This is a genomic window from Anoxybacillus eryuanensis (assembly GCF_051200995.1).
Taxonomy (GTDB): Bacteria; Bacillota; Bacilli; order Bacillales; family Anoxybacillaceae; genus Anoxybacillus; species Anoxybacillus tengchongensis.
The window spans coordinates 60667-77570 of record NZ_JBPODS010000001.1; the positions used below are offsets into that span (position 1 = coordinate 60667).

General features: G+C 44.3%; 19 protein-coding genes and 1 other annotated feature. All 19 genes read right to left on the reverse strand.

The window, feature by feature from the left end:
- Positions 1 to 116: 116 nt before the first annotated feature.
- The 19 genes from HNQ84_RS00305 to HNQ84_RS00395 all read right to left on the reverse strand — a co-directional run bounded on the left by HNQ84_RS00305 (position 117) and on the right by HNQ84_RS00395 (position 16901).
- Complete coding sequence (locus HNQ84_RS00305) at positions 117 to 1409, reverse strand: solute carrier family 23 protein (protein WP_035046596.1); 1293 nt, start codon at positions 1407 to 1409, stop codon at positions 117 to 119.
- Positions 1410 to 1527: 118 nt separating this feature from the next.
- Positions 1528 to 2064, reverse strand: a complete 537-nt coding sequence (pyrR, locus tag HNQ84_RS00310; protein ID WP_032101519.1) for a bifunctional pyr operon transcriptional regulator/uracil phosphoribosyltransferase PyrR — start codon at positions 2062 to 2064, stop codon at positions 1528 to 1530.
- 154 nt (positions 2065 to 2218) lie between these two features.
- Positions 2219 to 3130 (reverse strand): RluA family pseudouridine synthase, encoded by a 912-nt coding sequence (locus tag HNQ84_RS00315; protein WP_055441913.1) that lies wholly within the window; start codon positions 3128 to 3130, stop codon positions 2219 to 2221.
- Positions 3105 to 3593 (reverse strand): signal peptidase II, encoded by a 489-nt coding sequence (lspA, locus tag HNQ84_RS00320; RefSeq protein ID WP_032101521.1) that lies wholly within the window; start codon positions 3591 to 3593, stop codon positions 3105 to 3107. Before lspA ends, HNQ84_RS00315 begins: the two co-directional genes overlap by 26 nt.
- Before the next feature lie 76 nt (positions 3594 to 3669).
- Positions 3670 to 6426 carry an isoleucine--tRNA ligase gene (gene ileS / locus HNQ84_RS00325; protein ID WP_435620774.1) on the reverse strand — a complete coding sequence of 919 codons (2757 nt, stop codon included), beginning with the start codon at positions 6424 to 6426 and terminating at the stop codon, positions 3670 to 3672.
- A gap of 45 nt (positions 6427 to 6471) precedes the next feature.
- Positions 6472 to 6687, reverse strand: a binding site (T-box leader).
- 44 nt (positions 6688 to 6731) lie between these two features.
- On the reverse strand, positions 6732 to 7235 hold the full coding sequence (locus HNQ84_RS00330; RefSeq protein WP_032101523.1) for a DivIVA domain-containing protein: 504 nt from the start codon (positions 7233 to 7235) through the stop codon (positions 6732 to 6734).
- A gap of 63 nt (positions 7236 to 7298) precedes the next feature.
- A complete protein-coding gene (locus tag HNQ84_RS00335) occupies positions 7299 to 8072 on the reverse strand; it encodes a YlmH family RNA-binding protein (RefSeq protein WP_032101524.1) in 774 nt (257 codons plus the stop codon).
- Positions 8072 to 8344 (reverse strand): YggT family protein, encoded by a 273-nt coding sequence (locus HNQ84_RS00340; RefSeq protein WP_032101525.1) that lies wholly within the window; start codon positions 8342 to 8344, stop codon positions 8072 to 8074. Before HNQ84_RS00340 ends, HNQ84_RS00335 begins: the two co-directional genes overlap by 1 nt.
- A 2-nt stretch (positions 8345 to 8346) precedes the next feature.
- Positions 8347 to 8769, reverse strand: coding sequence for a cell division protein SepF (locus HNQ84_RS00345; protein ID WP_035046585.1), 423 nt, complete (start codon positions 8767 to 8769; stop codon positions 8347 to 8349).
- On the reverse strand, positions 8769 to 9452 hold the full coding sequence (locus HNQ84_RS00350; protein ID WP_032101526.1) for a YggS family pyridoxal phosphate-dependent enzyme: 684 nt from the start codon (positions 9450 to 9452) through the stop codon (positions 8769 to 8771). Before HNQ84_RS00350 ends, HNQ84_RS00345 begins: the two co-directional genes overlap by 1 nt.
- 4 nt (positions 9453 to 9456) lie before the next feature.
- Positions 9457 to 10260 (reverse strand): peptidoglycan editing factor PgeF, encoded by an 804-nt coding sequence (pgeF, locus tag HNQ84_RS00355; protein WP_032101527.1) that lies wholly within the window; start codon positions 10258 to 10260, stop codon positions 9457 to 9459.
- Positions 10261 to 10329: 69 nt separating this feature from the next.
- Positions 10330 to 10572: a YlmC/YmxH family sporulation protein gene (locus HNQ84_RS00360; protein WP_032101528.1), complete on the reverse strand. Its 243-nt coding sequence runs from the start codon at positions 10570 to 10572 to the stop codon at positions 10330 to 10332.
- 105 nt (positions 10573 to 10677) lie between these two features.
- The gene (gene sigG / locus HNQ84_RS00365; protein WP_032101529.1) at positions 10678 to 11457 is read right to left on the reverse strand and encodes an RNA polymerase sporulation sigma factor SigG; all 780 of its coding nucleotides are present in this window, start codon (positions 11455 to 11457) and stop codon (positions 10678 to 10680) included.
- 65 nt (positions 11458 to 11522) lie between these two features.
- Positions 11523 to 12242: an RNA polymerase sporulation sigma factor SigE gene (gene sigE, locus HNQ84_RS00370; protein WP_032101530.1), complete on the reverse strand. Its 720-nt coding sequence runs from the start codon at positions 12240 to 12242 to the stop codon at positions 11523 to 11525.
- Positions 12243 to 12289: 47 nt separating this feature from the next.
- A complete protein-coding gene (gene spoIIGA / locus HNQ84_RS00375) occupies positions 12290 to 13183 on the reverse strand; it encodes a sigma-E processing peptidase SpoIIGA (protein WP_435620775.1) in 894 nt (297 codons plus the stop codon).
- A gap of 130 nt (positions 13184 to 13313) precedes the next feature.
- On the reverse strand, positions 13314 to 14432 hold the full coding sequence (ftsZ, locus tag HNQ84_RS00380; protein ID WP_183241685.1) for a cell division protein FtsZ: 1119 nt from the start codon (positions 14430 to 14432) through the stop codon (positions 13314 to 13316).
- Between the two features lie 26 nt (positions 14433 to 14458).
- On the reverse strand, positions 14459 to 15739 hold the full coding sequence (gene ftsA / locus HNQ84_RS00385; RefSeq protein WP_183241687.1) for a cell division protein FtsA: 1281 nt from the start codon (positions 15737 to 15739) through the stop codon (positions 14459 to 14461).
- 80 nt (positions 15740 to 15819) lie between these two features.
- Positions 15820 to 16179, reverse strand: coding sequence for a small basic family protein (locus HNQ84_RS00390; protein ID WP_006321460.1), 360 nt, complete (start codon positions 16177 to 16179; stop codon positions 15820 to 15822).
- Positions 16180 to 16184: 5 nt separating this feature from the next.
- On the reverse strand, positions 16185 to 16901 hold the full coding sequence (locus HNQ84_RS00395; RefSeq protein ID WP_183247148.1) for a DUF881 domain-containing protein: 717 nt from the start codon (positions 16899 to 16901) through the stop codon (positions 16185 to 16187).
- Positions 16902 to 16904: the final 3 nt, after the last annotated feature.

Sequence of the window (16904 nt, forward strand, 5' to 3'; positions counted from 1 at the left end):
CACCTTGCCGAGCGAGGCAAGGTGTTTAAAAATCATGAGGAAAGAGGCCGTTTCAATGAACGGATTTCCTCTGTCACACCTTTGTAAGCCTCGCTGGACTTCTTTTAAAAGGTGTGTTATGCGACATCATGTTTTTGTTCAAATACACTATCCGACACTTTCGGGCGACCTGGCAAAATGAGGTTTAATACGATACCTGTGATGGCTGCAAGCGCCATACCGTGCACTTCAAATTGTTCTGATACTTTGACAACAGCATCCCCGATGCCAATGACGAGAATGACAGATGAAATGACTAAGTTTCGTTTATCTCCAAAGTCGATTTTACTATCGACAAGCATGCGCAAACCAGAAGAAGCGATAATTCCAAACAATAAGATGGATACACCACCCATGACCGGCGTCGGAATGGAGCTAATGAGCGCTGTCACTTTACCGAGAAATCCGAACGCGATCGCAAGGACAGCGGCGCCAGCTAACACGTACACACTATATACGCGTGTAATTGCTAATACGCCGATATTTTCGCCGTATGTCGTCTTCGGTGGACCACCGATGAGCGCAGAAATCATCGTTGCTAATCCGTCACCGAAAATCGAGCGATGTAAACCTGGTTCTTTAATATAGTCGCGCCCAACGACTTTGCTTAATACGAGCTGATGACCGATATGTTCAGATAATGTCACAATCGCCACAGGCACCATCAAAAGCACAATATCGAGCGTCACACGCACGTCATAATGAACGAACGGCAACAAGAAATCAGGCATCTCAAGCCACTTTGCCTTTGCCACCCCTGATAAATCGACGACACCGACAGCTAACGCGTACACGTAACCGACGATAATGCCCATAAGGACAGGCACAAGACTAAACATTCCTCGCGATAAAATCGAGAACATAATTGTTGCGGCAAGCGTCACAACTGCAACAGAAAAGTGCGTCAAGCTATATTTTCCGTCTGGACCGTTCATCGCCATGCTGACGGCGACGTTGGCTAATCCTAAGCCGATGACGATAATGACTGGACCGACAACGATTGGCGGGAGTAAATTCATAATCCAACGATACCCTGCTTTTTTAATCGCTAAAGCGACGATCCCATATACGAGCCCCGCTAAAAAACTGCCGATCATCGCCGCACCCGGACCACCAGCTGCTTTGGCTGCAATAATGGGTGTAATAAACGCAAATGATGAACCGAGGTACGCAGGAACTTGCCATTTTGTGACGATTAAAAAGGCGAGTGTGCCAAGTCCGCTTGAAATGAGCGCCATCGCTGGACTTAATCCGACTAAATACGGCACTAAAATCGTTGCACCAAACATCGCAAATAAATGTTGTAAACTAAGTGTAACAAGCTGCCCGAAAGAAGGGACATCTTTCACGTCTAATACTGGTTTGTTCATCTTCTCTCTCCCTTTCTTTTATATAAAAAACCCTCTTTGTCCGTACGAAGGCACAAAGAGGGTGTAGGAAACGAATCCCCTTTGTCAGCCTCGCTGGACTGCCTTTAAAAAGGGTGCTTTATTCATGTATGCTGACTTGATCGATGTCGTCTACTTCTTTCAATTCGACGACGATCATTTCCGAGCTTGACGTCGGAATGTTTTTGCCGACGAAATCAGCGCGAATTGGCAATTCACGATGACCGCGATCAACGAGCACCGCCAATTGAATTTGTGCCGGACGTCCAAGATCCATCACGGCATCCATTGCTGCGCGCACCGTTCGGCCTGTAAATAATACGTCATCAACTAAAATGACTTTTTGATTCGTAACAGAAAACGGGACGTCCGTTCCTTTCACAAGCGGTTCGCGATCGTCCGTTTTTACCGTTAAATCGTCGCGGTACAATGTAATGTCTAGCTCGCCAACAGGAATGGATGTTCCTTCAATTTGTTCAATGCGTTCAGCTAATCGTTTTGCTAAGTAAATGCCGCGCGTTTTAATGCCGACGAGCACACAGCCGTCAATCCCTTTATTGCGCTCAATAATTTCGTGGGCAATGCGCGTCAATGCGCGTCGAATCGCTTGTTCATCTAATACGATCGCTTTTTGCATCGTTTCACCTCCAGACAAAAAACCCTCTCACCGTTTGGCGAGAGGGTACATGTAGGCATACGTCACCTAGATCCGACACCTTCTCAGCCTCACGGGACTGAACTTAAAGGTCTTTGTTCACTTGAGTTCATTTTACGTTTCCTTGTTTCGTTTGTCAACGATTATTTCGCAACATATCGAGCAATCGTTCAAATTCATGAGGCATCGGGGCTTCAAACTGCAAATATTCGCCTGTGCGCGGGTGATGAAATCCTAATACGCCGGCATGAAGCGCTTGTCCATCAATCGGTAACGTTTTGCGCGGACCGTATTTCGGATCACCCGCAAGCGGATAGCCGATATATTTCATATGGACGCGAATTTGATGCGTTCGCCCTGTTTCGAGTTGACACTCCACAAACGTATAATGTTCAAATCGTTCAAGAACGCGAAAATGCGTCACCGCTTCTTTTCCGTTTTCAACGACCGCCATACTTTGACGATCGCGTGGGTCGCGCCCGATTGGCGCATCAATCGTCCCGTAATCGTGCGGAATGACGCCGTGAACAATTGCAACATATTTGCGCGTCACCGTTTTGTTTACAAGTTGATTAACAAGCGACTCGTGCGCCAAATCATTTTTTGCGATCATTAATAAACCAGACGTATCTTTATCAATGCGATGAACAATGCCTGGTCGCAATACGCCGTTAATGCCTGAAAGGTCTTGACAATGAGCAAGCAATGCGTTGACAAGCGTCCCGTGCATATGTCCCGGCGCTGGATGAACAACCATGCCGCGCGGCTTATTGACAACGAGCACGTCTGCATCTTCATAATAAATGTCAAGCGGAATTGGCTCCGGTTTCACATCTAACGGCTCCGGATCAGGAATGGAAATGACCACGTCATCATCGACATGGCATTTGTAATTCGGTTTCACTGCTTTGCCGTTAACGAGCACATGCCCTTCTTTTAACCATTGTTGTACTTGAGAACGCGACCATTGTTCATTTAATTCAGCAATCACTTTATCAATGCGTTCCCCATCATGTTGTTCTTCAATCGTGAGTTGAATTTGCTCCATCGCTCATTCCCTTTCGTTGTTTTTCTTCGATCCATGTATAAATAAACATGAGCGCAACACCGATCGTTAATGCTGCATCAGCGACGTTAAAAATCGGAAAGCTATAATTAAAAATATACGTATGCACAAAGTCAACGACTTCTTTTCGAAACACGCGATCAATAAAGTTGCCGAGCGCGCCCCCAAGCATGAGTCCAAGGGCGATACCAAATAGTCGCTGCGTCGGCTGCAACCGTTGAATGTATATGACGATGCCGACAACGACGACGATGGTAATGACATAAAACAGCCAAAATTGCCCTTGCAACATCCCCCATGCCGCTCCGCGATTGCGATGCGACGTCATGTATAAGACGTTCTCAATAATTGGAATGCTTTCCCCTAATTCCATATAGCGAACGACAAGCCATTTCGTCCATTGATCGATCAATATAACGACAAAAGCAAGCAAATAATATAACATCTTACCCCTCCAAAGCGAAATTCTTTTTCATTTTATCATAAAACAATCCCCCCTCAAAGGCGAAGGGGGATGGGTGTTATTGCTTGACAATTGTCGCACAACGTGGACATAGTTCTGGGTGATCTGCATCTTCTCCTACTGTTGGTGTAACAACCCAGCAGCGCGCGCATGTTTTGCCTTCAGCTTGTTTGACGACAATCGCTGTTTTGGTGAATGTTTGCGCCTCGCTCGGTGCTTCTGTAAATGAGCCGCCAATTGAAAACGCTGAAACGATTAATAGCTGTTTCATATCTTCTTCAATCGAATCGATGAGCGCTTTCGTTTCGTCGGTCGGATATAAAATGACGTGCGCTGTAAGCGACTTACCGATCAGTTTTTCGTTGCGCGCCACTTCTAGCGCTTTTAATACTTCATCGCGCAATTCCATAAACGCATCCCACTTTTTAACGATGCGATCTGCATCATCAATATGCACCGCTTCTGGCATATCGACAAGCTGCACGCTTTCTTCTTTGACGTGCGGAATGTATGACCATACTTCATCTGCCGTATGCGGTAAAATCGGCGCAACAAGTTTCGTTAACGCAACAAGCGTTTCATACAACACCGTTTGAATCGAGCGACGTTCATGATTATTTGCCGCTTCGATGTACAATACGTCTTTGGAGAAGTCGAAATAAAATGCGCTTAAATCAACAGTACAGAAGTTGTTTACTTCATGATAAATCGTCGCAAATTCATACGTTTCGTACGCTTGTTTTACTTTTTCGATGAGACGATTTAATTTAATGAGCATGTAGCGGTCGACTTCGCGCAACTGATCGATCGCTACCGTATGTTCCGCAGGGTTGAAATCAAATAAGTTACCGAGCATAAAGCGGAACGTGTTGCGAATTTTGCGATACACTTCTGCCACTTGTTTTAAAATGTTGTCAGAAATGCGCACGTCTGCTTGATAGTCGACAGAAGCAACCCAAAGACGCAAAATATCGGCGCCGAGTTGTTCCATTACTTTCGCAGGCACGACGACGTTACCGAGCGATTTGCTCATTTTTCGTCCTTCGCCATCTAACACGAATCCGTGGCTTAATACGCCTTTATACGGTGCTTTTCCAGTAACCGCAACTGCGGTTGAAAGCGACGAGTTAAACCAGCCGCGATATTGGTCGGACCCTTCTAAATAAAGATCGGCTGGACGTTGTAAATCGTCACGTTCTTCCAATACCGCTTGATGAGAAGAACCTGAGTCGAACCATACGTCCATAATGTCCGTTTCTTTCGTAAACCGTCCGTTCGGACTACCTGGATGCGTAAACCCTTCTGGCAGTAACTCTTTCGCGTCACGTTCAAACCAAACATTTGAGCCGTATTGGCGGAACAAGTTCGATACGTGTTCAATCGTTTCATCTGTAATAATTGGCTCGCCGTTTTCCGCATAAAAGACTGGAATTGGTACTCCCCATGCACGTTGACGTGAAATGCACCAGTCACCGCGATCGCGAATCATGTTATGGATGCGAATTTCACCCCATGCTGGCACCCATTTTGTTTCTTCGACCGCTTGTAACAATTGATCGCGAATTTTATCAATGGACGCAAACCATTGAGCTGTCGCACGGAAAATCGTCGGTTGCTTCGTCCGCCAGTCGTGCGGATATGAGTGCGTAATAAACGATAGTTTTAATAAAGCACCTACTTCTTGTAGCTTTTCTGTAATCGCTTTGTTTGCGTCATCGTAAAACATGCCGGCAAACCCTGGCGCTTCTTCCGTCATATAGCCGCGCTCATCGACAGGGCAAAGAACGCCAAGGCCGTATTTTTGACCGACGATAAAGTCGTCTTCCCCGTGTCCTGGCGCCGTATGAACGCAACCGGTTCCGGCGTCTGTTGTGACGTGTTCGCCGCAAATGACGAGCGAATCACGGTCGTAAAACGGATGTTTCGCCACGACGTATTCGAGTTCGCTTCCTTTGACTGTTTTTAATACAGTGACATGTTCCCAGCCAATTTCTTTTTGCACCGATTGTAATAACTCGGATGCAACGACGTATTTGCCACCGTCTGCCTCAACAACGCTATATTGCAGCTGTGGATGAACAGCGATGCCTAAGTTCGCTGGAATCGTCCATGGGGTTGTCGTCCAAATGACGATTTTTTCATCGCCTTCAAGCACCCCTTTTCCGTCTTTGACAGGGAATGCAACGTAAATCGATGGCGAGCGTTTATCTTTATATTCAATTTCGGCTTCGGCAAGCGCCGATTCGCTCGATGGAGACCAGTAGACAGGTTTTAATCCTTTATAAATTAATCCTTTTTTCGCCATTTCGCCAAATACTTTAATTTGTTGTGCCTCGTATTCTGGCGTTAACGTAATGTAAGGATTGTCCCAATCGCCGCGCACACCAAGTCGTTTAAATTGCTCGCGCTGGCGGTCAATTTGCTCGTACGCATATTGTTCGCATAGCTTGCGAAATTCGGCAACGCTCATTTCTTTTCGATTGACGCCTTTATTTTTCGCGAGCGCCGTTTCAATTGGTAAACCGTGCGTATCCCATCCCGGCACGTACGGGGCACAATAACCGCTCATTGATTTATAGCGCACGATAAAATCTTTTAAAATTTTATTGAGCGCATGGCCCATATGAATGTCGCCGTTCGCATACGGAGGTCCATCATGCAGCACAAACAGCGGACGATCTTTCGTGCGCTCTTGCACTTTACGATAAATGTCCATCTCTTCCCATTTCGCTTGCATTTGTGGTTCCCGTTGCGGAAGATTTCCACGCATCGGGAAATCGGTCTTTGGCATAAGTAACGTATCTTTGTAGTCCATTTGTTTACCTCCTTTTTATGTAAATAAAAAAACCTTCTCATGCCCAAAAGGGACGAGAAGGTCTCGCGGTACCACCCTTATTGACTATGTAAACATAGTCCACTCGACATTCGTAACGGGAATGACGCGCCGTGTCCTACTACTCGTTCAGCACGGAACTCTGGGGTGATGTTCATTCTTTCGCTTATGCCGAGCTTCCACCGCCCTCGGCTCGCTGTAATAAGCTGATGAAAGAACTACTGTCCCCTTCATCGTTTTTGCGATATAACTGTAATCGATATTATAGGCAATAACAATGCCATCCGTCAAGACTCGGTTATTTCTTGCACCGCTTCATCATCAAGTTTGTAATCTAATAAATGATCCCAATCGCCGTTGTTTAACATATCGAGCTGTGCTTCAATTAACATTTTAAAACGATTGCGGAACACTTTCGCTTGACGTTTTAATTCTTCCACTTCCATCGCAATTTTCCGCGTTTTAGCGAGCGCTTCACTAATGATGCGATCTGCGTTTTTCTCCGCCTCTTTAATGATGAGCTTCGCTTCTTTTTGCGCGTTTCGCTTCACTTCTTCTGCTGTTTCCTGGGCGATTAAAATCGATTTATTTAACGTTTCTTCAATATTTGTAAAGTAGTTGAGTCGCTCTGTCAGCTCTTTCACTTTTTCTTCAAGCTGTTTTTTTTCACGCAAGATCATTTCGTAATCTTTAATGACTTGGTCTAAAAACTCATTTACTTCATCTTCATCATATCCGCGAAAGCCTCGGCTAAATTCTTTATTATGAATATCTAACGGCGTTAACGGCATGTAGCCCACCTCCATCTTATGTACGTACCGTATGTTTCGACATGTTTTGCGAAAATCCTGCTTTTATTTTGCTTTTTCGACAACGATGCGCCATTTTTCTTTTTTTGTTTGTCCCACAACCGCTTGCAATCGGCAGCGGCCATAGCCGCGCAACGAAAGCAAATCCCCTTCTTGACACTCCATATGAGCTTGGTCGACCGTTTTCCAATTTACTTTTGCATAGTTTTGAGTAATAAGCGCTTGCGCTTTTTGACGCGATATTCGGAAACATTGGGCTAAAATCGCATCAAGTCTCAAAGAAGAAACAGTAAACGTTTCTTCCTCCCATTCTTCTTTCACAGCAAGAAGTTGCGAAAGTGGTTGTTCTTCTAACGATACTTTTGCTTTTCCAATCGCTGTGACGTTCATTTTTACAAACGGTGCAATTTCTTTAGCAACCACAAATTGAATGACATCATCAACGATGACGATGTCGCCAAACTTTTCACGCTTCACACCGAGTGACAAAAGGGCACCGAGCACATCACGATGCCCGAGCGTCACAAATTTTTTCGGATAGCGAATGGAAAACAACGATAGTTGAAAATCATCTTCATTCGGTTGCATGTACGGCGGATATAATAGCGCACGCTTTCGTTCAACAGATGATGAACCGCCAAAAAAAGCAACGTGCACCTCGTCGTTGTTGCCGACAATCGAGCGGACGATTTGTTGTTCGCGCGGAGTTAAAAAGTCCGTGAGTTTCGGAGCGTACTGTTCCGTCACAAGCCGCTTCCATTCGCACACGAGATCGATAAAATGATGCTCTTCTTTTCGAAAATGTTGATAAATATCCATTACAATCCTCGACTAACCATATCGACTAATCCGTAAACGCCTGCCGTCGCAAAGCGCAAAACAAGCAAGGCGACGATCGGCGAAATGTCGATCATGCCAATCGGTGGAATGAAGCGACGAAACGGCTCTAAATACGGCTCGCAAATATTGGCAAAAAATTGCCCTACTTTCGTTTCGCGCGCATTTGGAAACCAAGACATTAAAATGTAAATAATAATCGCATATGAATATACTTCAATGACTGTTGCTACAAAGTTTGCTATTTGATACACATTTACCACCTCTTTATTGTCGGTTCATCATCAGAAACAATCGAAATCGAGCCGCTCACATCGACGTTATCCGGTGTGCATAAAAAAATGGTCGACCCGACTTGTTGAATGTCTCCGCCTATTGCATATACCGTTCCGCTTAAAAAGTCAACGATGCGTCGCGCTTGATCGCGGTCGACACGATGAACATTGACGACAACAGCACGTCGATTTTTTAAATGGTCGGCAATTTCTTGTACTTCTGCGTAAGCACGTGGCTCAAATAAAACGAGCTTGGACGATTTTTGCACGCTTTGTAAACTGACGACGTTTTGCTTTTGTTCGGCTTTTGGTTGTTGAGCAACTTCTTCTTGCTCGTATTCATCCTCTTCCCATTTTTCTTCATCTAAATCGAAAAAATCGCGAATTTTTTTCACAAATCCCATCATTCCACCTCCTCTTCACCGACAAGACATGTACCGAGTCGAAGAAACGTAGCTCCTTCTTCAACGGCAATGACGTAATCGTTTGACATTCCCATCGACAGTTGTGTACATGGAGCATGCGGATATTGTTTTTCTTGCACGCGCTCTTTTAACTCACGCAACGTTCGAAAACAACGACGAATCGTCGCTTCATCATCCGTATATGGCGCCATCGTCATCAATCCAACAACTTCAATACGCGAAAAAGCGGATAATGTTTCAATAAACGAAAATACATCCTCTGGCGCTAATCCGTGTTTAGACGTCTCTCCTGATACGTTCACTTGCACAAAACATTTCATTGTTCGATTCGCTCGTTTGTCGATTTCTTCCGCTAACGAAAGACGATCAAGCGAATGAATGTAGTCGACGTAATCGATGATTTGTTTTACTTTTCTCGATTGCAACGTACCGATAAAATGCCACGTCGCTTCTTTTCCGATTGCTTCATATTTTTGTAAAAAACCGTCGGCACGACTTTCACCTAAATGAACGATGCCTGCTTCCACCGCTTCGTTTGCGCGTGCGATGCTTACGTATTTTGTCACTGCCACGATTTGAACGTCTGCGGCGTTGCGTCCTGTTTTTTCACACGCTTCAGCAATATGTTGTTGAATCGTTTGTAACCGTTGTTTCACAGACATGTCATCACCTCCAGCCAATAAGCGCCATCATTCTTCCTGTTTGGCCACCGTCGCGACGGTGGGAGAAAAATAATGACTGCTCACAGCTTGTGCAATACGATGAAATAGCGATGTGTTCGCTCGGAACACCTGCTTGCTGCAAAAGCTGTTTATTCATTTCTTTCAAATCGAGCGCATACTGTCCCTTACTTGTTTCATTATAAAGAGATTGAGACGAGTTGACTAGCGCCTTTTGAACGAATGTGATGACGCGATCATCGACGATATAACAACAGCGACCGATCGATGGCCCAATGACGACATACATATCACGCGCATCTACTCCTTCTTCATTCCACCGCTTCACCATTTCACCAGCGATGTTATGCACCGTTCCTTTCCAACCAGCATGTGCAAGTCCAATGAGCTTTTTACTTGGGGCAAAAAAGTAAAGCGGAACACAATCCGCAAAACAAAGCGCCAACATGAGATCTTGTTCGCTTGTATACAGCCCGTCTGTATGCGGCAAAGCGGTATCATACGTGCGCACCCCTTTGCCTGCATGTTCGTTCGTCACTTTTTCGATGTGTACACCATGCACTTGATCGGCACATACCCAGCGATCAAGCGAAACGTTTAACTGCTCGGCTACTTTTTTCCGATTTTCATACACCGCATGTCGATGATCGTTGACGTGCATGCCAACGTTTAACGTCGCAAACGGCTCGCTGCTTACTCCACCTCGTTTTGTTGTAAACGCAACAATGACGTTTTCCCAGTCATCAAACATAAGCAATGACTCATGCGCTTGGCGAAATATTTCATTCATCGTCCGACATCCTTTGTACAATTTTATCACTTTTTTTCCTATTTTATCACAGCTTGCCGAAAACCTGAACTATTCATCGCCATCTAATCGAACGAGAATGACATCAGCCCCGACTTTGACAATATCGCGCCACGGAATGATAATTTCATCCGTCCGTCCGAATAAGCCGAGCACTTTCCCGGCACCAATAATAATAATGGCTTCAATTTGACCGGTCGTTAAATTAATATCAATATCTCCAATATTTCCGAGGCGTTTGCCGTTGGCAACATTGACGACGTCTTTTTGTTGTAGTTCAGAAATTTTCACCATGTTCCCCCGCTCCTTTTCTTCGTTCTATCTCCTATATGTATGCGCAAGGGAAGGGTTGTAGTCATTTCGAGGGCATAGAAAAACCCCCAACTGCGTGGGGGGATGTTACCATTGGATATTTTTATTCATTTGTTTAATGGCAGCTTTTTCTAAACGAGATACTTGTGCTTGCGAGATGCCGATTTCTTCGGCAACTTCCATTTGTGTCTTTCCTTGAAAAAATCGTTTGCGAATAATCATTTTTTCACGTTCGTTTAAGCGACGAAGTCCTTCTTTCAACGCGATTTCTTCAATCCAGTTTGTATCTCGGTTTTTCTCATCGCTCAGCTGATCCATCACGTAAATCGGATCACCACCATCGTTGTAAATCGGTTCAAATAACGACACAGGATCTTGAATCGCATCTAGCGCAAACACAATTTCTTCGTGTGGGACGTCTAAAATTTTTGCAATTTCTTCTGCCGTCGGTTCTTTTGCTGTTTCACTCATCATTTTTTCGCGCACTTGTAACGCCTTGTATGCAATGTCGCGCAGCGAACGGGATACACGAATCGGATTATTGTCACGTAAATATCGGCGAATTTCACCAATAATCATCGGTACGGCATACGTTGAAAATTTCACGTTTTGGCTTAAATCAAAGTTATCAATCGATTTCATAAGTCCAATACAGCCGACTTGAAACAAATCGTCGACATATTCACCACGATTGTTAAATCGTTGGATGACGCTTAATACGAGCCGTAAATTCCCGTTGATTAATTTTTCACGTGCACATATGTCACCAGCTTGCATTTGCCGAAATAATTCACGCATTTCTTCGTTTTTCAGTACGGGAAGTTTCGACGTATCAACGCCGCAAATTTCAACTTTGTTTCTTGCCATGTCTTTCCCTCCTTACAGGAGATGCTGTCAGCTTTCAGTATCTCCTTCGAAGGGAAAAATATGCATTACATCATTTTGTTAAATTCTTTTCGCAATCGTTTAATAATTCGCTTTTCTAAGCGGGAAATATATGATTGGGAAATGCCTAATAAATCCGCAACATCTTTTTGTGTTTTTTCTTCGCCACCACTTAGCCCGAAGCGAAGTTCCATAATTTGTTTCTCTCTGTCACTCAATTGGTCAAGGGCACGAAATAGTAAACTGCGATCAATATTTGCCTCTAAATCTTTCGTAATGACGTCATCTTCTGTGCCTAATACGTCCGACAACAACAGTTCGTTGCCGTCCCAGTCAATGTTTAACGGTTCATCAAACGATACTTCCGAGCGCACTTTATTGTTGCGCCGTAAATACATTAAAATTTCATTTTCAATACAGCGCGACGCATATGTAGCGAGCTTAATTTTTTTTTCCGGATTAAACGTATTGACCGCTTTAATTAGTCCAATCGTACCAATGCTAATTAAATCTTCAATATTAATGCCGGTATTTTCAAATTTTCGAGCAATGTAAACGACGAGGCGAAGATTTCGTTCAATAAGTAGTGAACGAGCCGTTTCATCTCCAGAAGGAAGTTTTTTCAAGAGCATTTCTTCTTCCTCTTTGGTGAGCGGAGGCGGCAACGCTTCGCTTCCACCGATGTAATAAATTTCGTCCGCTTTGAGCCCTAATTTTTTTAATAGTTTGTACCATAAATACGTGAGGCGCAATTTGAATAACTTCATAAAATCCCCCTTCTATTTCGGCACGATCGGCCGTATAATCATAATAATTACGACGCTTGCGACATGACCATATGTGGATGAACGATGCAATTGTACTCTCCGTCAGCGGAAAGCGACGACGGGTGAAAACCAACAAGCACTTTTGTAACAGATGTCCATTGTTTTCCGTCCGACCATTGCACGTCGTCTGGTTTCATTGCAATTAATAGCTGTTGCTCGACACCAACGGCTCGATATGGAACGAAACGTATACGACTCGCCCATTCGCTCGGGATGTCATCTGTGTACGTCCGTTTGTGAATCATTTGTAAGACGGCTGGAGGAAATATATGTGCGAACGGTTGCAATTCCACAATCATGACCGGTGTGTTTGTTAACGGGTCGCGCAACTGGTTTCCGCTATCGACTAATCCTTTTAAACATACCGTTTGTCCAAAACATGTCACACGCACGTCAATAACATGTTCAAATCGCAATTTTTTTTCCCGAATCGTTCCCATTTGCGCCTTAGATAATAACCATAAAATTGGAAACATAATAACGACAAACAACCAGCTAACCGAAGTGGAATGCAAAAGCCATCCTGATCGATAAGTTGTTATTTCATTTTGTAGTAAAAAGTGAAATGCAATCATCCCTCCGCCCATCATAAACGTTGCAAAATAAAAAGCGAGCACATTTTCGATAAAAAAACGAAAACGATGAAAGCCAAAACAAATCGAAACGATGAAAAAAGAGAAGACGATTTTCGTTGCGACATGGGACATCATATAGGCAAAAGGCGTGAAAAGAAGCAAGACGAGCAATGAGCCGAATAATGCTGCAAGCGTAAGCCGCCATAACCGAACGCGGCGCTTTAACATAATCGCCACGAGCCATAGTAACATCGCATCAAAACAAAGATTTAATAACCATACGAGATCGGCATAAATCAGCGGCATCCCCTCCTTATCTTGAAACTAGTATATAGCACTTTCAATAGAAAAGTATGTCAAACGATGACGTCATTTCTTTAGAGATTTTGTCAGATGATGAAAATAAAAAAAACGCCCACACGTAGTGAGCGTTTTTTTAACGGCGACGATTGCGGTTGCGCAGGAAAGCTGGAATGTCAAGCGGGTCTTCTGCTTGTTGTCCGCGCGTTGGCGAGTAGTCAATCGGCTCTTCTTTTTTCTCGCGTTTGACGCCAACGTTCGGTTTGACAACCGCTTGTCGTGTTGCTTTCGCTTGGTTCACTTCTTCGTTAAATCCAGTCGCGATGACAGTCACGATAATTTCGTCTTTTAAGTTTTCGTTAATGACCGAACCAAAAATCATATTGACATCTTGGTCGGCAGCTGATGCGACGATGTCAGCTGCTTCTTGCACTTCGTACAAGCTTAAGTTCGTTCCACCTGTAATGTTCATTAGTACGCCTTGTGCACCGTCGATGGACGTTTCTAATAGCGGGCTAGAGATCGCTTTTTTCGCTGCTTCTGCGGCGCGGTTCTCTCCTGTTGCTACACCGATTCCCATAAGAGCTGAACCTTTATTCGACATAATCGTTTTCACATCAGCAAAATCTAAGTTAATTAATCCCGGTACGGCAATTAAGTCGGAGATGCCTTGTACCCCTTGACGAAGCACGTTGTCTGCTTCGCGGAACGCTTCTAACATCGGCGTATTTTTGTCAACAATTTCTAACAGACGATCGTTCGGAATGACGATGAGTGTATCGACTGCTTCTTTCATCGCCGCAATACCGCTTGCCGCTTGCATCGCACGCTTTCTTCCTTCAAACGTAAACGGGCGTGTGACGACGCCAACAGTAAGTGCACCTAAATCACGCGCGATTTGAGCGATGACTGGAGCCGCCCCCGTTCCTGTTCCTCCGCCCATGCCGGCTGTAACGAATACCATATCGGCACCTTTGAGCGCCTCTTCAATTTGCTCTTTACTTTCTTCCGCTGCTTTTTTTCCTACCTCTGGATTTGCTCCTGCACCTAATCCACGCGTCAATTTCGCACCAATTTGTAGCTTAATTGGTGCCTTTGATAAGTTTAACGCTTGGGCGTCTGTATTGACTGCAATAAATTCAACACCTTGTACTCCGTGTTCAATCATGCGATTGACAGCGTTATTTCCGCCGCCGCCGACACCAATTACTTTAATTGTCGCTAACTGATCAACAGTCGTGTCAAACTCCAACATGATAATCCTCCTAGCCATTCAAATTGTCATTCAAAAAAGTATCCGAAAAATTTCTTGACTTTATGTGCTAAATGTTCTTCTTTTTGTTTTGGTTTTGCTGGCGCTTTATGCACCTTTTTCTCCGCTTGGAAATCGTTTGACGCGCTAGAAGAAAGAACGGGAACGTGTCTTCCTTGTAACTTCGCATTTTTATAAGCGAATTGAATTAAACCGACACCGTTTGTGTATTGTGGATCGCGAACACCAATATAATCCGGCATCGCGACACGAACAGTGTGTCCAAAAATCGCTTCGGCAAGTTCTAATACGCCCGGCATATTGACTGTTCCACCGGTTAACACATATCCGCCAGCCAAATCGCGAAATCCGCGTCGACGAATTTCTGCTTGTGCCATTTGTAAAATTTCTTCTACACGCGCTTCAATCATATCCGCAATTTCCAATTGGCTAAATTGTTGATGTTGGTCAGTTCCGATAATGGGAACGCTAAATACTTCTTCTTCAGAAGCAAGATCGTAAAATGCATGTCCATGTTTTAGTTTAATGCGTTCTGCATCTTCTGTCGACGTACGCATGCCGATCGATAAATCTTTTGTAATATGTTCCCCACCGATTGGAAGCACGGTCGTTGCTTGTAAAAATCCTTGTTCAAACACAGCGACCGTCGTTGAACCGCCACCGATATCAATAAGTGCCACACCTAAGTTTTTTTCATCTTTCGATAGGGCAATTGAGGCTGCCGCTAGCGGTTGAAGACATACATCAAGCACTTCTAACCCCGCTCGTTCAACACAGCGAAGCACGTTATGTAAAGCTGTTTTTGATGCGGTAATCATCGTTCCTTCCATTTCTAATCGCACGCCTAACATGCCGCGCGGATCGTTAATTCCATCAAGTCCGTCAACGATAAACTGTTTTGGAATAACATCAATAATTTCGCGCTCTGGTGGGACGGAAACGACTTGGGCTGCTTCGATGACGCGCGTGACGTCTTCATTCGTAATTTCTTTATTTTCGCTTGATACAGCGACAATCCCATGACACGGTTGAAGTTGAATATGATTGCCGTTTACTCCGACAATGGCGCCTTTAATCGTTACGCCGACCATCCGTTCCGCTTGTTCAATCGCTCGTTTAATCGATTGTACCGTTTCATCTATATCAATAATGGAGCCTTTTTTCAGCCCTTGCGATTTCACATTGCCGACACCGATAATGTTTAACTGATCGTTAATCATTTCGCCAATGATGACTTTTACACTGGACGTACCGATGTCAAGACTAACATAAAAATCGTTGCTGTTCATTCTGGTGGCACCTCCTTTACAAAATGAACGTTGTTATGTATATCAACACTATATTCCACATCCGAACAGCATTCCCTTTTTTATAAACGATTTTTTTGGCGGCTTTCTAACCATTTCGTCAGCAAAATTCGGCGGATGACAGCGATGTTTTGAAACAGGCGCACACCGAACGCAAATACAGCTGCTAAATACAAGTCTACACCAAGATGCACACCGAGAAAAGCTAAACTTGTTGCTAAAATAATATTAAAAAAAAATCCAGATACAAATACGTGCTCATCGTAAATATTTTGCAAATGTGCACGAATGCCGCCTATGAGCGTATCAAACGCTGCGAGCACCGCGATGGATAAGTAGTTCGCATATTCGCTCGGAATGCGCCAATCCGTCAACAATCCGAGCAATATGCCAATGACGAGGCCAAGCAACGGAAGCCACATCATGTTCACCTCCTAGCATCTTCGACTGCTTCCATTTGTTTGACGCGCACCGTCCCATCGTATGGAGGAATGACGACACGTTGTTGTGGCTCTGAAATCGTAAGAAGTAAATTTTCAAGGGCAAAGTCATCGGCAATCGTCGACGCTTTGAGCCGGTTGTACATTTTTTCTGCGTCTACCGCAATCACTTTAATTTCAAAAGGGAAAGAGTGTAGCGGGTACGAATCCACTTTCGTCACACCGTTAATGTCGCGAATGACCGTCGTGTTGACGATGCGTTGATCAGCAATCGATACATATTGAGCGCCATACATATTTAATTCATTCATGAGTCGGCGAAGCAACTCAGCAGACACCGTGTCGCTAAGCGGACCGACGTATGATTCATCATACATTTGTTCGACATAAAGCACGACACCTTCCCCGACCACTTCCGTTAGCCCTGCTTCTTTTTTTAATTCCTCTACCGTTTGACGAAGAATGGCTCCTTTATTTTCTGAACGCTGTTGCTCATATTTTTCTAACGTTTCTTCATACTTTCGTATTTCCTGCAACAGTTGTTTATGTAACTCTTGCTCTTTTTTTAAATCTTGTCGTATTTCCCATATGTCACGTGTGTCGCGCACATCTGGTTCATGGCTTGTTTGAAATTGGATCGCCAACATGAAACCGATAATAAGCGACACAAACGTAAAATGCCATGTCGTTTTTCGCGTCAACATCGC